This is a genomic window from Bacillus sp. 179-C3.3 HS (assembly GCF_047229225.1).
Classification (GTDB): Bacteria; Bacillota; Bacilli; order Bacillales; family Bacillaceae; genus Bacillus.
Genome location: NZ_JBFEFT010000007.1, coordinates 111282 through 125944, shown reverse-complemented (window position 1 = coordinate 125944; position 14663 = coordinate 111282). Strand labels below are relative to the sequence as shown.

The 14663-nt window shown below is 40.2% G+C and carries 14 protein-coding genes and 1 other annotated feature; of the genes, 9 read left to right on the top strand and 5 right to left on the bottom strand.

Annotation, left to right across the window (positions count from 1 at the left end; genetic code table 11):
- The first annotated feature begins 452 nt into the window (after positions 1-452).
- The 3 genes from ftsE to AB1K80_RS07040 all read left to right on the top strand — a co-directional run bounded on the left by ftsE (position 453) and on the right by AB1K80_RS07040 (position 3411).
- A complete protein-coding gene (gene ftsE, locus AB1K80_RS07050) occupies positions 453-1139 on the top strand; it encodes a cell division ATP-binding protein FtsE (RefSeq protein WP_412855910.1) in 687 nt (228 codons plus the stop codon).
- Positions 1132-2022 carry a permease-like cell division protein FtsX gene (ftsX, locus tag AB1K80_RS07045; protein ID WP_412855904.1) on the top strand — a complete coding sequence of 297 codons (891 nt, stop codon included), beginning with the start codon at positions 1132-1134 and terminating at the stop codon, positions 2020-2022. Before ftsE ends, ftsX begins: the two co-directional genes overlap by 8 nt.
- 117 nt (positions 2023-2139) lie before the next feature.
- Positions 2140-3411: a murein hydrolase activator EnvC family protein gene (locus AB1K80_RS07040; protein ID WP_412855903.1), complete on the top strand. Its 1272-nt coding sequence runs from the start codon at positions 2140-2142 to the stop codon at positions 3409-3411.
- A gap of 46 nt (positions 3412-3457) precedes the next feature.
- On the opposite strand, the gene AB1K80_RS07035 is transcribed toward AB1K80_RS07040, so the two are convergent.
- Positions 3458-4198 (bottom strand): sulfite exporter TauE/SafE family protein, encoded by a 741-nt coding sequence (locus AB1K80_RS07035; protein WP_412855902.1) that lies wholly within the window; start codon positions 4196-4198, stop codon positions 3458-3460.
- Positions 4199-4349: 151 nt separating this feature from the next.
- Here AB1K80_RS07035 and AB1K80_RS07030 point away from each other — a divergent pair, with 151 nt between their 5' ends.
- From AB1K80_RS07030 to AB1K80_RS07020, 3 genes are all read left to right on the top strand, one after another.
- Complete coding sequence (locus tag AB1K80_RS07030) at positions 4350-5798, top strand: S41 family peptidase (RefSeq protein WP_412855901.1); 1449 nt, start codon at positions 4350-4352, stop codon at positions 5796-5798.
- A gap of 341 nt (positions 5799-6139) precedes the next feature.
- Entirely contained in the window at positions 6140-6493 is a 354-nt protein-coding gene (locus AB1K80_RS07025; protein WP_003212923.1) for a swarming motility protein SwrAA, read from the top strand.
- A 68-nt stretch (positions 6494-6561) separates the two neighbouring features.
- Entirely contained in the window at positions 6562-7749 is a 1188-nt protein-coding gene (locus AB1K80_RS07020; protein WP_412855900.1) for a PDZ domain-containing protein, read from the top strand.
- A 9-nt stretch (positions 7750-7758) separates the two neighbouring features.
- On the opposite strand, the gene AB1K80_RS07015 is transcribed toward AB1K80_RS07020, so the two are convergent.
- Positions 7759-8124 carry a winged helix-turn-helix transcriptional regulator gene (locus AB1K80_RS07015; RefSeq protein WP_412855899.1) on the bottom strand — a complete coding sequence of 122 codons (366 nt, stop codon included), beginning with the start codon at positions 8122-8124 and terminating at the stop codon, positions 7759-7761.
- Positions 8125-8350: 226 nt separating this feature from the next.
- Between AB1K80_RS07015 and AB1K80_RS07010 the strand changes: the two genes are divergently transcribed.
- Both AB1K80_RS07010 and AB1K80_RS07005 read left to right on the top strand, forming a co-directional pair.
- On the top strand, positions 8351-9025 hold the full coding sequence (locus tag AB1K80_RS07010; protein WP_412855898.1) for an NAD(P)H-dependent oxidoreductase: 675 nt from the start codon (positions 8351-8353) through the stop codon (positions 9023-9025).
- A gap of 82 nt (positions 9026-9107) precedes the next feature.
- Positions 9108-9337: a binding site (T-box leader), on the top strand.
- 78 nt (positions 9338-9415) lie between these two features.
- Complete coding sequence (locus AB1K80_RS07005; protein WP_412855897.1) at positions 9416-10768, top strand: amino acid permease; 1353 nt, start codon at positions 9416-9418, stop codon at positions 10766-10768.
- Between the two features lie 67 nt (positions 10769-10835).
- Here AB1K80_RS07005 and AB1K80_RS07000 read toward each other — a convergent pair whose 3' ends face one another.
- Genes AB1K80_RS07000 through AB1K80_RS06990 form a run of 3 tightly spaced genes read right to left on the bottom strand, consistent with a single transcriptional unit; the run spans position 10836 to position 13914 of the window.
- Entirely contained in the window at positions 10836-12251 is a 1416-nt protein-coding gene (locus AB1K80_RS07000) for an ATP-binding protein (protein ID WP_412855896.1), read from the bottom strand.
- Positions 12248-12934 carry a response regulator transcription factor gene (locus tag AB1K80_RS06995; protein WP_412855895.1) on the bottom strand — a complete coding sequence of 229 codons (687 nt, stop codon included), beginning with the start codon at positions 12932-12934 and terminating at the stop codon, positions 12248-12250. The genes AB1K80_RS07000 and AB1K80_RS06995 overlap by 4 nt, the downstream gene beginning before the upstream one ends.
- A complete protein-coding gene (locus AB1K80_RS06990; RefSeq protein ID WP_412855894.1) occupies positions 12931-13914 on the bottom strand; it encodes a YncE family protein in 984 nt (327 codons plus the stop codon). Before AB1K80_RS06990 ends, AB1K80_RS06995 begins: the two co-directional genes overlap by 4 nt.
- 273 nt (positions 13915-14187) lie before the next feature.
- Here AB1K80_RS06990 and AB1K80_RS06985 point away from each other — a divergent pair, with 273 nt between their 5' ends.
- Positions 14188-14433: a CsbA family protein gene (locus AB1K80_RS06985; protein WP_412855893.1), complete on the top strand. Its 246-nt coding sequence runs from the start codon at positions 14188-14190 to the stop codon at positions 14431-14433.
- Positions 14434-14663 lie beyond the last annotated feature (230 nt).

Genomic DNA, 14663 nt, shown 5'->3' with positions numbered 1-14663 from the left:
ACGCACCAAAAACATTTGGTAGCATGTCAGCCTAATAAGGGTGTTTTATTTGTGTCTCATTCTGCTATGTCAGTCTATCCCATCCCCGGGGTTTTTTTGTTTTCTACTTATAGAAAAAGAATAATTAATAGTATGATAGCGCTTTATGTTACATTTTGTTAAAAATATAAGGGTAAAAAGACACATTTCTTCGTTTTAACGACAATATTCCCTATTTAGTTATATGTTTTGAAATATAAATGTAATACCACAGCGTCGATTCATGACGTATAATTGGAGTTGTTGAAATTTAGAGGATTAAATTTTTTTGATCTTTTTGGATGAAAAGGACATAAATGACTTGTACGTATCGAAGGGTATGTGCGTGACCATACATACGTTTTTTTTGACGAAAACTGTAAAACTTAAGAATACGCTGTATGTCAGCCAATATGAAAAGATTAGGTGATTACATGATTGAAATGAAGGAAGTCTACAAGGTCTATCCTAATGGCGTAAAGGCGATCAATGGAATCAACGTCTCAATCCATCCAGGAGAATTTGTATATGTTGTGGGACCCAGTGGTGCTGGTAAATCCACTTTTATCAAAATGATGTATCGTGAAGAGAAACCCACTAAAGGGAAAATCTTAATTAATAATAAAGATTTAGGTGCGATAAAGGAAAAAGAAATTCCTTATGTGAGAAGAGAAATCGGAGTCGTGTTCCAAGACTTTAAACTACTACCAACTCTCACAGTGTTTGAAAACGTGGCATTTGCGCTTGAAGTGATAGGAGAGCAGCCAAGTATCATTAAGAAAAAAGTGCTTGAGGTTTTAGAGTTGGTTCAACTAAAGCACAAAGCGCGTCAATTTCCTAATCAACTGTCTGGCGGTGAGCAACAGCGTGTGTCGATTGCTCGTTCAATCGTCAACCGTCCTGAAGTTGTCATTGCAGATGAACCAACAGGAAACCTTGACCCAGATACGTCTTGGGAAATTATGAAGACGCTAGAAGAAATTAATAACCGCGGAACAACTGTCGTAATGGCGACACACAATAAAGAAATTGTAAACAGCATGAAGAAACGCGTCATCGCAATTGAAGATGGAATGATTGTGCGTGACGAAGCTAGAGGGGAGTACGGGATTTATGATTAAAACTCTCTCGCGGCATTTACGTGAGAGCTTCCGTTCACTTGGAAGAAACACGTGGATGACGTTCGCATCAATTAGTGCTGTGACTGTCACACTGATATTAGTTGGCGTCTTTTTTGTCATCATGCTCAACTTAAGTAATATGGCATCAAACGCTGAAAAAGAAGTGGAAGTCAAAGTATTAATCGAATTAACAGCGAATCAACAGCAACAGGATGAATTAAAAGCAGAAATAGAAAAGATTCCTGAAATCAGTGATGTGAAATACTCATCAAAGGATGACGAACTAAAAGCACTGATTAAAAGCTTTGGTGAAAATGGACAATCTATGGGGCTTGTTGATCAAGAAAATCCATTAAACGATGCGTTTATTGTGAAAACAACGGATCCTCACGATACACCAAAAGTAGCCAAGAAATTAGAAAAGCTACCAAATGCTTATAAAGTAACCTATGGAAAAGAAGAGGTTGATCGACTTTTCAATGTAGTCTCAGTAGCACGTAATATCGGGATTGCTCTTATTATAGGACTTCTATTTACAGCGATGTTCCTAATTTCAAATACAATCAAAATTACGATTTTTGCTAGACGGAAAGAAATCGAGATTATGAAGCTAGTAGGTGCAACAAACTGGTTTATCCGCTGGCCATTTTTCATCGAAGGATTGTTGCTCGGTATATTTGGATCCATTATACCAATCGCCTTATTGCTAAGCACGTATCAATATGTTGTAGGGTGGGTAGCGCCAAGAGTAGAGGGGTCATTTATTTCAATGCTTCCATATAGCCCATTTGTCTATCAAGTATCACTGATCCTTCTATTGATCGGAGCAACCATTGGTGTATGGGGAAGCTTAACGTCCATCCGTAAATTCTTGAAAGTATAAATATTAACTTATAGTGTTGGCAGCACTTGAAACGTTTTAGTGAAGATGTGACCGGCTGATCTTGTTCACCCGGTCGACTCTTCAAATCGACTGTTGTCATGAGAGGGGAATATCGTTTTGAAAAGAAAGCTAATGATGGCTGGAATGGCAGTGTTTATCGGAACAACGTGTCTATACATTCCAGGAAATGAAAATCGTGCATTCGCATACGAAGACCTAGATCAGAAACGTAAACAAATCGAAGAGAAAACGTCAAAGACTGAATCAACTCTTAAAGAAAAGAAATCAGAATTGTCAAAGCTTCAAAAGAAAGAAACAGAGCTAAAACAAGAGATTGAAAAGATTGATCAACAAGTAAGTGCGACAACAGAAAAAGTCGCTGCAAAAGAAAAAGAAGTGAAAGAAACAAAAGAAGAGATTAAAAAACTGAAAAAAGAAATTCAAGTGATCAATGAAAGAATCGAAAAAAGAAAAGATATTTTCAAAGATCGAATGCGTTCAATGCAAAAAAGCGGCGGTACGATCAACTATTTAGATGTGCTGCTAGGTGCTCGTAGCTTTAGTGATTTTGTGAGTCGTGTTGGCGCAGTCTCCACGATTGTTGAAGCCGATAAAGACATGATTACAGAACACGAAAATGATTTAAAGCTAGTGGAGCAAAAAGAAGCAGAGCTAAATAAAGAATTAAGTGGTCTTGAAACGTCTCTGAAAGAGCTTGAAGAGCTCAAAAAGGACTTATCCAAACAACAGAAAGAAAAAGGAAAAGTCTTAGGAAATGTGACGGAAGAAAAAGAACATGCACATCATGAGTTAGGGAAGCTAGAAAACGAGAAGGAAATTTTAGCGAACCAAGAAGCAGCAGTGAAGTCAGAAGAAGCACGTCGTCAAAAAGAAGAAGCGGAGAAAGCAGCAGCTAAAAAGAACCCACCTGCATCATCTGCACCATCAAGTGGTGGCAGCTCTTCGAAAAACGTGTCTGATGCACCAGTAAGCAGTTCAGGGTTTATCAAACCAGCTGCAGGAAGATTCTCTTCAGGCTTTGGTTCACGCTCTGGCGGACAGCACTACGGCATAGATATTGCTGCGAAAGGAACAGTTCCTGTTGTGGCAGCAGCGGCTGGTACAGTGACAAATTCAAGCTACTCGTCTAGCTATGGAAATGTTGTCTTTATTACGCACAACATTAATGGACAAACATATCAAACTGTTTACGCTCACCTGTCAACGAGAAGTGTTTCAACTGGACAAAGAGTAGAGCAAGGACAATTCCTTGGTTACATGGGAAATACAGGTCGTTCTTTTGGACAGCATCTACATTTTGAAATTCATAAAGGATTATGGAATGGCGCTAAATCAAATGCAGTCAATCCTGCACAATATATCCGTTAACAAAAAGCCGATAACATCTTGTTATCGGCTTTTGTTGTCGTTTCATTTAAAAAAGTAACAGCAATCCTGCAATAATAGGGGTCAAAAGCACGGCAGATTTTAATAAGAATTTCGGTGCAAGACCAGTAAATTTTGCCCCAATAAATGCGCCTAGTACCGTTCCGATCACAATTTGACATAACAGGATCAGGTCAACAAACCCTTCTGATATGTAACCAATTCCGCCACCAATGGATATTGGAATAATGACAAGCATCGTCGTGCCAACAGCTTGTCGAATAGATAGCTTCAGCAATATCAAGAGCCCAACTTGAATAAAGGGAGCTGAGCCGATTCCGAACATTCCAGACAAAAGCCCTGATATGAGCCCTAGAATAATCCCTCTTGTGACCATTTGGCGTGAGGACAAGGGTTGCTGCTCGGCATTTTCATTGAGGACAAATAATTTAATCATCATAAAAATGGCTGATAAAAATAGCACACCCGCAGTGAAATAATGGAGGTTCTCCTCAGGGATCAATGGGGCAATCTTTGCTCCTAAAAAGGAGGCGATACACGCCATTGCCCCAACGATTAGGCCGGATTTCAGCTGGATATTCCCCTCCCGGTAGTGACTATATGCACCGGATAATGTCGTAAACGCCATAGCAGCTAATGAAGTGCCGAGTGCTGTGTGGATCGGGACATCGAATAGGAGGGTAAGAAGTGCAATAACAAAACCAGCCCCACCAGCACCAACAAAGCCTAATAAGATTCCTAATAAAAGCATCGTCAAAATGATATACATAGCGAAAACTCCTTCTTGAACATAACAAAATAAAAATTACACCTAATGAAATGATTAGTCAAGCTTTCAAAGGAGAATGCTTTTACATGAAATCCCTTCTTCTGGCATATAATAACTGAGGTCATCGAAGAGTTGAAGAAGGAGGCTAAATATGAAAAAGCAAATCGCATCCATTATGGCAAGTGTCGTCCTCATCGTCAGCGCAGGGATTTTGACGCATAAGGAGGGGACCCATGCAGAGACTCCCAAAGCAGCTGCTGTCATGGCTGGACAAGCTCAATCAAGTGATCGGGCGAAGGAAAGCGGAATGGAAAAAATCGAGAAGGCCTATGACCTCATTTCGAATGAATATGTAGAAGAAGTGGATCGTCAAAAGCTACTTGAAGGTGCCATTCAAGGGATGCTATCCACATTGAATGATCCGTACTCTGTATACATGGACAAGCAAACAGCCAAACAATTTTCTGATTCGCTCGATTCCTCTTTTGAGGGAATTGGGGCGGAAGTTGGGATGGATGAAGGGAAGATCATTATTGTCTCTGCCTTTAAGAAATCTCCTGCAGCAAAGGCTGGGCTGAAGCCGAAAGATGAAATCATCAGCATAGATGGAGAGTCGATGAAAGAGAAAAGTTTAAATGATGCAGTGCTTAAAATAAGAGGGAAAAAAGGAACATCTGTCGCCATGAAAATTAGACGGAATGGGATGGAAAAAGATCTGAAGTTCCGTATCAAACGAGAAGAAATTCCTCTTGAAACTGTCACTGCTTCAATGAAAGATGTAAATGGTCATAAAACAGGCTATATATCCATTTCTAGCTTTTCTGAAGATACGGCAAAGGATTTCACTTCTAGTCTGAAACAGCTTGAGAAAAAGGGCATAGAGGGTCTTGTGCTGGATGTAAGAGGAAACCCTGGCGGTTATCTACAAAGTGTAGAGGATATTTTGAAACACTTTATTACAAAAGATCACCCATATATTCAAATTGCGGAACGGAACGGCGATCGGAAACGGTACTTTTCAAAAAGAAAAGAACAAAAGCCTTATCCAGTCAGTGTTCTCATTGACAAAGGAAGTGCGTCCGCCTCTGAAATTCTCGCGGGAGCATTGAAGGAAGCGGGGAATTATGAGGTCGTTGGTGATGTTTCCTTTGGGAAAGGAACCGTGCAGCAGGCAGTCCCAATGGGAGATGGTAGTAACATCAAACTGACACTGTACAAGTGGCTCACGCCAAAAGGGAACTGGATACACAAAAAAGGGGTTGTGCCAACAATCGCCATTCATCAGCCTGATTACTTTACAGTCGGACCGCTTCAACTAAAAGAACCACTTCAACTTGATATGAACAATGAAGAGGTTAGACAAGCACAGACGCTATTAAAAGGATTGGCATTTGACCCAGGCAGAGTAGATGGCTATTTTGATCAAGAGACAAAAAAGGCCGTGCTCGCATTTCAAAGCACATACAATCTCGATAAGACAGGCGTTATCGATTTGAACACAGCGAAAATGATGAACAACATGGTGGATGAAGTGAAATCCTACGAAAAAAATGATCTTCAGTTACAAACTGCACTAAAAGCACTATATATGAAAAAATAAAAGAGGCGGATAAAGGCCTCTTTTTTTATTGGTTCATAAGTGTCACAAACATGTAATAATTTATGTATAAAAATAAATTATATCGAGAAATGTATTCATTTATTTTAGAAAAAGCATAACATTCCTTCAATTTTACCCGATAACATATTTATATAAGAGACTTTCTGTTGATTTAAACATGTCATGAAAATGAAACTTTTGCAAGTTGTATGTTACATAAATAATTCTTACAATAATAAGTAGCACTCATTTTAAATATTTTATTTTTTACGGAGATGCAGCTTAAGGCTGTGCCGAGGTTTGCGCTTTTCTTAAAAGAACTAGTAAATGGGGGTACACAATTGAAAAGGGCAAGTATTGTGAGAGAGAAAAAATATTACGAGTTGGTAGAGGAACTGAAGAGTCGTTCGAAAGATGTGACGTTTTCCGCTACAAAGGCATTAAGTCTGCTCATGCTGTTAAGCAGATACTTAGTCAATTACACAACGGTAGAATCAGTCGATGAAATTGATGAAGACTGTGCTGAGATATACTTCAACTATTTAATGGATAATCATAAGAGACTTGGTATAAACTTAACTGACATCAAGAGATCTATGCAGCTTCTTGGCGGCATACTAGATGTAGATGTGAATCACTATTTAAAAGATTTTTCCCTGTCGAATGTCACACTTTGGATGAATCAGGAGAAATAAACCTGATGTCAAGCATCGTTTTATTTGATAGAATAAGAGAAAATGCTTGACTTGGGTGGTGAACGGAAATGAGCTCTGAGTGGATCGGAGTCGGGTTAAAAGCGATCGGTCTGTTTTTAATCCACCCTCTTTTTTATTTTATGATCATCATGAGCCTATTATATGGCTATATCCGCGTGAAGCGGGAGAGAAAAGCGTTTCAAACAAGAATAGAAGATGTCTACGATGAATTGAAGTTTACATATTCAAAGGGATGGGTTTTAGGAATTTTCCTATCTGTCGTTTTAGTCGGCTTAGGAATTGCCCTCCCACCTGGATTGATCGTGCTAATGGCAGCGATGACGATCGTATTCTCACTATTCTTGAAGGCGAGTGCGCTTTCGTCTGCATACACACTCGGTTTCAGTTTTATTGCGGCAATTGGATTAACGTATTTCCAAGTGAGCCATTCTTGGCTGCCGCAGCTCTCATTGATGAATGCATCAGCCGTGATCATCCTGCTAGGGTTATTGTTAATGACCGAAGGAATTCTAGCATATCGTACGGCGCATTTACGTACATCGCCAGGAATGGTGATGAGTGCGAGAGGACTATTGATTGGCCAGCAGCGAGCAAACCGTTTATGGCTTGTACCGCTTGTCTTACTGATGCCAGCAGGTGAATTGACTTCGTCACTGTCATGGTGGCCGGTGCTTCAAGTACAAGATCAAAGCTTTTCATTTATTTGTATTCCTTACATCATCGGTTTCGGCCAACGAATTCAAGGATCACTGCCAATTGTCAGTATCCAAATTACGGCTCGCCGTATTCTCATGCTCGGACTTGTTGTTGCCTCATTAGGTGCTGCAAGTATTTGGTTTGAACCGATTGCATGGGGAGCTGTTGTGATTGCAATTGTAGGAAGAGCCTTCCTTTCATGGAAGCAACGAGTAAATGACAATGCTGCCCCGTTCTACTTCTCTAAGCGTAATCAAGGGCTTATGGTGCTTGGAATCATTCCTAATACACCAGCCGAAGAATTAAAGCTTGAGATTGGAGAAGTGATCACAAAGGTAAATGGTTTAGAGATCAAAACTGTCTCTGAGTTTTATGAAGCTCTTCAAATGAACCGCGCTCTAACAAAGCTTGAGATCATTGGTTTAAATGGTCAAACAAGATTTGAAAAACGTGCTTCTTATGAAGGAGAGCATCATCAGCTAGGCATCCTTTTTGTGAAGGACGATCCTCAGCAAGAGCAAACAGCCATTTCATCTTAAAAAAAGCTGCTAGAGATGGCAGCTTTTTTCTTTTGCCTGTGCCACTCTTCCGTATGAATCGCCCCACTCACGCATCGCATAGATAATCGGCTTTAATGATTCTCCAAGAGACGTGAACGAATATTCTACTCGAGGAGGGATTTCCTCATAAGCTTCTCTATGTACAATGCCATCCTGTTCTAGTTCACGTAATTGCAATGTTAAGACACGCTGAGAAATGCTTGGTATGAGGCGGTGCAATTCATTGTACCGTTTCGGACCGCAGCTCAAATGATAAAGGATAACACCTTTCCATTTTCCACCGATGATGCTTGTTGTGATAGATACGGGACAGCCATGATTCACAATACTGACTGGGTTTAATGGTGCACTCATCTCTAACCTCCTTTTTAGGGTGAACATAGTCGCGAACGGACAAGTTTGTAACTAACGAACAAAAATGTGCGTACTTGAATAAGCGGCAGCTTTTCTTTTACCATAGAGATATGAGAACACGCCATCAAGTGTTTGTTTCTTATCATAACAATTTCTGAAATGGAATGGAAAGAAATTGGATTATCTGAAAACACACTTGATTGGTTCAATTGAAAGGATGAAGAAAATGAGAGATAAAGACTTGCTAAAGAAAGAAATCATCGAGGCGTACGAATTCCGTCATGCAACAAAAGAGTTCGATCCAACGAAAAAGATTTCGGACGATGATTTTGCGTTTATTTTAGAAACGGGTAGACTTTCTCCAAGTTCTGTAGGATTTGAGCCTTGGAAGTTCCTCGTTATTCAAAATGAAGCATTTCGAGAAAAATTAAAAGAGTATACATGGGGTGCCCAAAAGCAACTTCCAACTGCAAGCCATTTTGTGGTTATTTTGGCTAGAACAGATGCACGCTATGATTCAGCATATGCGGAATACATCAACAAACAGATCAAGGGAATGAACGATGAGACGTTCGAGATGGTGAAAGAGCGCTACCAGCAATTCCAGGAAAATGATCTTCATTTATTAGAAAGTGATCGCTCGCTCTTTGATTGGGCTTCCAAACAAACGTATATTGCCCTTGGGAATATGATGACAGCCGCAGCACAGATTGGCATTGATTCATGCCCAGTCGAGGGGTTCAGCTACGATGAAATTCATCGCATTTTAGAAGAAGAAGGCTTGCTGGAGGATGGTCAATACGATATTTCTGTCATGGCAGCCTTTGGCTATCGCATCACTGAACCGAAGCGTGGCAAAACACGCCGTCCGATGGATGAAGTAGCGGTTTGGATTCGTTAATGTCAGGTAAAAAGACTGTTGACAATTGCGTGGTTAGTCAGTATATTTAAAAAATAAAATCTTGGATGAATATAACATGACTATAAACGCTTTGACTTGAGACTAGTAGATGAACATCCGTTTTTCAAGAGAGCTGCGGGTTGGTGTAACGCAGTAAAACGACTCATTGAACTCGCTCAATGAGTGGTAAGACTGAATGAAATAGTAAGTCTTTACGTGTGACCTCCGTTATCGGGTTTTAAGTTGGATTCAGCACATGTTGGCTGGATCAATGAGAGTGGTAACGCGGTTGAAAGGTCAGTCGTCTCTTTATAGAGATGGCTGGCCTTTTTTATGTGCTCTTATTTTATATTTATCTGAAGATTCACATTCAAAAGGAGCTATAAGGAAATGGAAAAGGAACATGTACAGTTAAAACGAACGATGACGTCAAGGCATATCATGATGCTTGCGCTTGGCGGTGCAATTGGTGCCGGACTGTTTAAAGGAAGCAGTTCTGCCATTGATATTGCAGGTCCTGCTGTTATTTTGGCATACATGCTTGGTGGTCTTATTTTATTATTTATTATGCAAGGGCTTGCCGAAATGACGGTCGCACGACCTGGAGCAAGAACATTTCGTGATTTGATTGAGCCTGTCTTAGGGAAATACCCCGCATATTTCTTAGATTGGATTTATTGGAAAATGTGGGTGCTCAACATCGCAGCAGAAGCCATTGTTTCTGCAGTCTTTATTAAATATTGGTTTCCTCAAGTGCCCATTTGGATTCTTGTGTTAATCATTTCACTTGTGGTGACATTGATCAACGTCTGTTCAGTTAAAATGTTTGCTGAGACGGAGTACTGGCTAGCTTCAATTAAAATTGCTGTCATTATTTTATTTATTATCATTGGTCTAACGATGCTGTTTGTCTCATTTGGACAGCATACTGCACCGGGATTCACTCATTTAACGGATCATGGTGGATTTTTCCCAAATGGTACGGGTGGGCTAATTGCCGCAATGCTTGTGGTTGTGTATTCATATGGTGGAACGGAGATGATTGGGGTTACCTTGGCGGAAACGAAAAACCCTGAAAAGGTCATTCCGAAAGCGATCCAAAGTACATTTGTACGGATTATTGGTTTCTATGTGTTGCCGTTCTTTATCATTGTTAGCTTAATTCCTTGGAATCAAGTAAACGACGAACAAGTCAGTCCATTTGTGACTGTGTTTGCGACAATTGGGTTGCCGTATGCAAGTGACATCATGAATGGCATCATTTTACTTGCCATCTTGTCTTCTATGAACTCAGGGCTCTATGCATCATCAAGGGTACTTTATACGCAAGCGAAAGACGGACGTGTGTGGAAAGGCTTCTCTAAGCTGTCAAAGCAGCAGGTACCTGTTAGAGCGATTCTTGTTTGTACGTCTACATTATATGTAGCTGTGCTCATATCATTTTTTCTAGGTGAAACAACGTTTAAATACTTGATGGGATCTTTAAGTTATACGGTTTTATTCATTTGGTTTATCATTGCGGTCGGTCATTTGAAGTCCCGAAGCATAACAGAGCCAGGAGAATATCGCGTAAAACTGTATCCTTTTACGACATGGTTCTCTGTCATAGCGATCATAGCTATTTTTATCGGCGTTGTATCATCAACACCGATCGTTCAAACCATGGTCACGATGGGAATTTACTTGTTGATTACTATTTCATTTTTCATCAACCGAAAGCGATTTGAAACAGGAATGGAATAGAGAAAAAGCGTGCTGACCTTCTCCGTGGTCTCGCACGCTTTTTTTATATGAAATGAACAAGTGGTGATCATTGAGCTGGAACATGTCCATTCTGGATGGCACTTGGTAATTGAATGATAGCTGTCGTCCCTTTCCCTGGCGCTGATTGAATGTCAAACGTGCCGTTGTGCTTTTGGATGATACGATAGACAATGGCTAATCCAAGTCCAGAACCGCCGTCTTTTCTTGTACGTGCTTTATTCACGCGATAAAATCGTTCCGATACATGCGGAAGATCTTCTACTGGGATGCCGTTCCCTTCGTCATCTACTTTTAATTCAGCAGTATGATGGTTGACGTGTAGTTCAATGAAGATTGATTTCCCAGGTGGTGTATAATAGATGGCATTGTCCAGCAGATTGCGAACGACTTGTTCAAGTCGATCACTATCACCATAGATAATACAATCCTCTTCAAGTGTTCGTTTGAGCGTAATGCCCTTTTGACTAGCAATAAATTCTACTTGGTCAAGCACATCGTGGATCAGCTGGGCAAAAGCAATAGGCTCCATCGTCAGTGGATAAGAATCTCCTTCTAGCTGTGCGAGATCTAAAAGATCGTGTACAAGTCGACTTAAACGGGTAGCCTCATCCTGAATGATTTGCATTCCTTTCTTTTGCTCAATGACCCCTTCCTCAATGCCTTCTGCATATCCTTTCATATAACTTAAAGGCGTTCTGAGTTCGTGAGAGACGTTGGCAAGAAACTCCCTCCGGTTCTGCTCCACCTTTTCAAGGGTAGAAGATAACTTATTAAAAGAACGACTTAATTGATTTAATTCATCTCCTTTTTTGGTGACAGCCATTCGTTTGGAAAAATCCCCTGATTCCATTTCCATGGCGATTTCTTTCATTTTATTCAAGGTGTGTACGACTTTATTGGTACTCTTATAGCCGATAAAAAAAATAAGGAGCATGATCAATAGGATAGACAACCCAAGTGTTAGCCTAATTTCGACAAAGGGTTCATAAACATCCGATAATGGCATAGACAGAAAAATCGATCCAGATAAATCATCTTTGTCTGAGAAAACAGGAATCGCAATCCCCAAGATATCCTGATGAAACTGGGGGTGTTCTCTAATCAACACAACCGTTTCCCCTTGAAGGAGCTGTTGGCGTTCTTTGAATGTGATCAGATTATCGTTTGTATTCGTATCAAAAGGAAGGCCACTAGAAAGCTGCATCGGATCATCTGTGAATATAATGTTCGCTTGACTCGTGTCTTTTGCCCAATTCATTCTTTCCATAAAATAAGGATCTTTCCCGTGTTTGTGGTACACCTCTGCAAGTTTTTCTCCTTGTAAACTTAAAGAATCAATTTGTTTATCAATATATAACTGCTGGTACAAGTAATAAGTCAGTCCAATAGCAGAGGCCGCGACAATGCCCATGACGGCAAGGATGAAGATGAGTACTTTCTTCTTAATGGATAATGGCTTCATTCGTCCTCCTCAAACTTATACCCAACGCCCCAAACAGTCTGAATATATCGTTCAGCTTCCTTTAGCTTCAATCGTAATGTTTTGATATGGGTATCGACCGTTCTAAAAGAGCTATTGGACGGGTGAGTCCCCCACACTTTTTGATACAGTTGTTCACGGGAGAAGACCTGTCCTTGATTCAATAGAAGAAAGTGGAGTAAATCAAATTCTCTTCTTGTTACATTAATGGGTTCTTGAGACAGGTATACTTGTCTTCCGTCTTGATCGATCTCTATTTCTCCGATTTGAATGCGGCTGCGTTTGAGGGAGAGTCCTCTAATTCTTCTTAACATGGTTTCTATTCTAGCTGCAAGCTCACGTAGGCTAAATGGTTTCATCATATAATCATCAGCTCCCATTTCCAGCCCGCGAATGCGATCCTCCTCATAGCTCCTAGCAGTTAAGAATAGAATGGGGATTTGCGATGTTTGGCGAATGTGGTGACAGACTTCAAAACCATCCATATCTGGCATCATAATATCTAATACAACTAGATCGATAGGCTCTTTTTCGAGCAGGCGTAAGGCTTCAACTCCACTCTGTGCCGTTAGGGTGTGAAAACCTTGCTTCTGCAAAAAGGAGCCAATTAATTCAAGCATGTCCGATTCATCATCTACTAGTAAAATACGCATCTGTTCCTTCATTTCGTTTCCTCCAAGATGATCGCATAAGGTCCTGATGGGACATTCAGACGATTTTTCATCATGAATGTCTGTTTGTCGATGACAGATACCGTATTGTCATCTAAATTACTCACATATATGGATGAGGTGCTGGCGGTGATATAATTCGGGTTTTGCCCAGTCTCCACAGATGCCAGCTGCTGTTTTGTTTCCATATTTATTTTGTAAAGCGTATGATCTCCGTGGCATAGGACATATAAAATAGGAGAGTCCTTCTCCGAATAGAAGGCAACAGGCATGACACCGAGTTTCATCTCATGTTGTTGTTTACCTGTCTTTGGGTCATAAGCGAAAATACTTTTATTTAACGTACCAGGCTTTCCGTGTCCCCCGACCCAAATGGACTGTCCATCAAAATGAATACCAGAAGGTCGTTCCAGCACTGGAATGGTGCGTATATTTTTTTTCTTTGCAATATCGATCACTGACACCGTATGGCTCTCTGCATTTAAGACAAACAAAGTTCCTGAAGATGAGAGTGTCATTGATGTGGGCAATTGACCGGTCTTGACAGTTGCTTTCACTTTTTTACGCTCTGTATCAATGAAATAAATGACGTTCTTCTCTGAATCTGCTACAAACAACGTGTGAGAAGAAGCATCATATGCCATGGAAGTGAGTCCTTTGTTCACATCCATGTAATCTGTGACGATTCCTTTTTTTAAGTTGATTTCAATTAGAGATGAACCATCCTTACTTGTTGCAATGATCGAATCGTTATTGATTTGAATGAGGTCAGTAAATGGGTGTTTGACATCAACAGAAGAAACCATTTGATTCTTTTGTAAATCAACAATTGAAAAGGATGCCTTTTTCAATTGTGAAATGACTGCGATCGATTGTGAGCTGCTCGGTGGTGTAAATTGCCGGTTTTGGCCGCAGCCTGTTAAGAAAATCAGCAGAGCTGACAAACAGATCCCAAAATATATCACACGATTCATTCTTCTGCTCCTTTATATCGTCTATTTTCAAAAAGCATACCACAAAAATTGTGAAAAAAAATTGAAGTTATTCGGCGTCGAGGAGTCTTACGAGTAGCGAGAAGACGAAACCATCGCTCGAAAGTGGATATCCTGTCATGCCTCTGTAAAAGTAATTGCTCAATCAAGAGGTGACGAGGAGGAAAAAAAGAAAAAATTGAAGACTGTGAATTGTCCATTTTCCTAAACTTTACTATAATCAAGACAGTAGACCATAGTAGAGGGAGGGTTTTTGTGATATCAAAAGCCATATTTGCACTTGTTTTTCCTTTTCTGCTCGTGATGTTATTTTCAAAGGTTACCTATAATCATTACGTAGGCATTGCTTTAACAGCTGCTCTATTATTTGCCTCGTATATGAAAGGTTATACAGAGACCTACTTTATCGTGGGGTTAGATATCATATCTTTAGTGGCTGGGGCGCTCTACATGGCTAAAAAAGAGATTGAGAAGAGGGAGAAAGCTGAGAAACCATATTAATTTGTTTGAGTCCTACAAGCCTTTGCAAACATGAGCTGTGCTTACGATCTGAGTGAGTGCGGCTTTTCTTTATGGGGAACTTATGACAAATCGAATATCTTCCTCCAAAATGTCCCATACTGAAAGGAAGATTTTGATAGAGGTTAAGGAGCAAGGAATAGAGGGTAAGGCTATATTGGAAATAAAAATCAAGTGAAACACGAACTTTAGTTCGTATTTTTTGGTTCTTT

Excerpts from the sequence above, each read along its gene's own strand:
- AB1K80_RS07030 (WP_412855901.1), top strand. The coding sequence starts at position 4,350 with ATGAAAAAGCAAATCGCATCCATTATGGCAAGTGTCGTCCTCATCGTC.
- AB1K80_RS06990 (WP_412855894.1), bottom strand. The coding sequence starts at position 13,914 with ATGAATCGTGTGATATATTTTGGGATCTGTTTGTCAGCTCTGCTGATT.
- ftsX (WP_412855904.1), top strand. The coding sequence starts at position 1,132 with ATGATTAAAACTCTCTCGCGGCATTTACGTGAGAGCTTCCGTTCACTT.
- AB1K80_RS07035 (WP_412855902.1), bottom strand. The coding sequence starts at position 4,198 with ATGTATATCATTTTGACGATGCTTTTATTAGGAATCTTATTAGGCTTT.
- AB1K80_RS07010 (WP_412855898.1), top strand. The coding sequence starts at position 8,351 with ATGAGAGATAAAGACTTGCTAAAGAAAGAAATCATCGAGGCGTACGAA.
- AB1K80_RS06995 (WP_412855895.1), bottom strand. The coding sequence starts at position 12,934 with ATGAAGGAACAGATGCGTATTTTACTAGTAGATGATGAATCGGACATG.
- AB1K80_RS07000 (WP_412855896.1), bottom strand. The coding sequence starts at position 12,251 with ATGAAGCCATTATCCATTAAGAAGAAAGTACTCATCTTCATCCTTGCC.
- AB1K80_RS07020 (WP_412855900.1), top strand. The coding sequence starts at position 6,562 with ATGAGCTCTGAGTGGATCGGAGTCGGGTTAAAAGCGATCGGTCTGTTT.
- ftsE (WP_412855910.1), top strand. The coding sequence starts at position 453 with ATGATTGAAATGAAGGAAGTCTACAAGGTCTATCCTAATGGCGTAAAG.
- AB1K80_RS07015 (WP_412855899.1), bottom strand. The coding sequence starts at position 8,124 with ATGAGTGCACCATTAAACCCAGTCAGTATTGTGAATCATGGCTGTCCC.
- AB1K80_RS07005 (WP_412855897.1), top strand. The coding sequence starts at position 9,416 with ATGGAAAAGGAACATGTACAGTTAAAACGAACGATGACGTCAAGGCAT.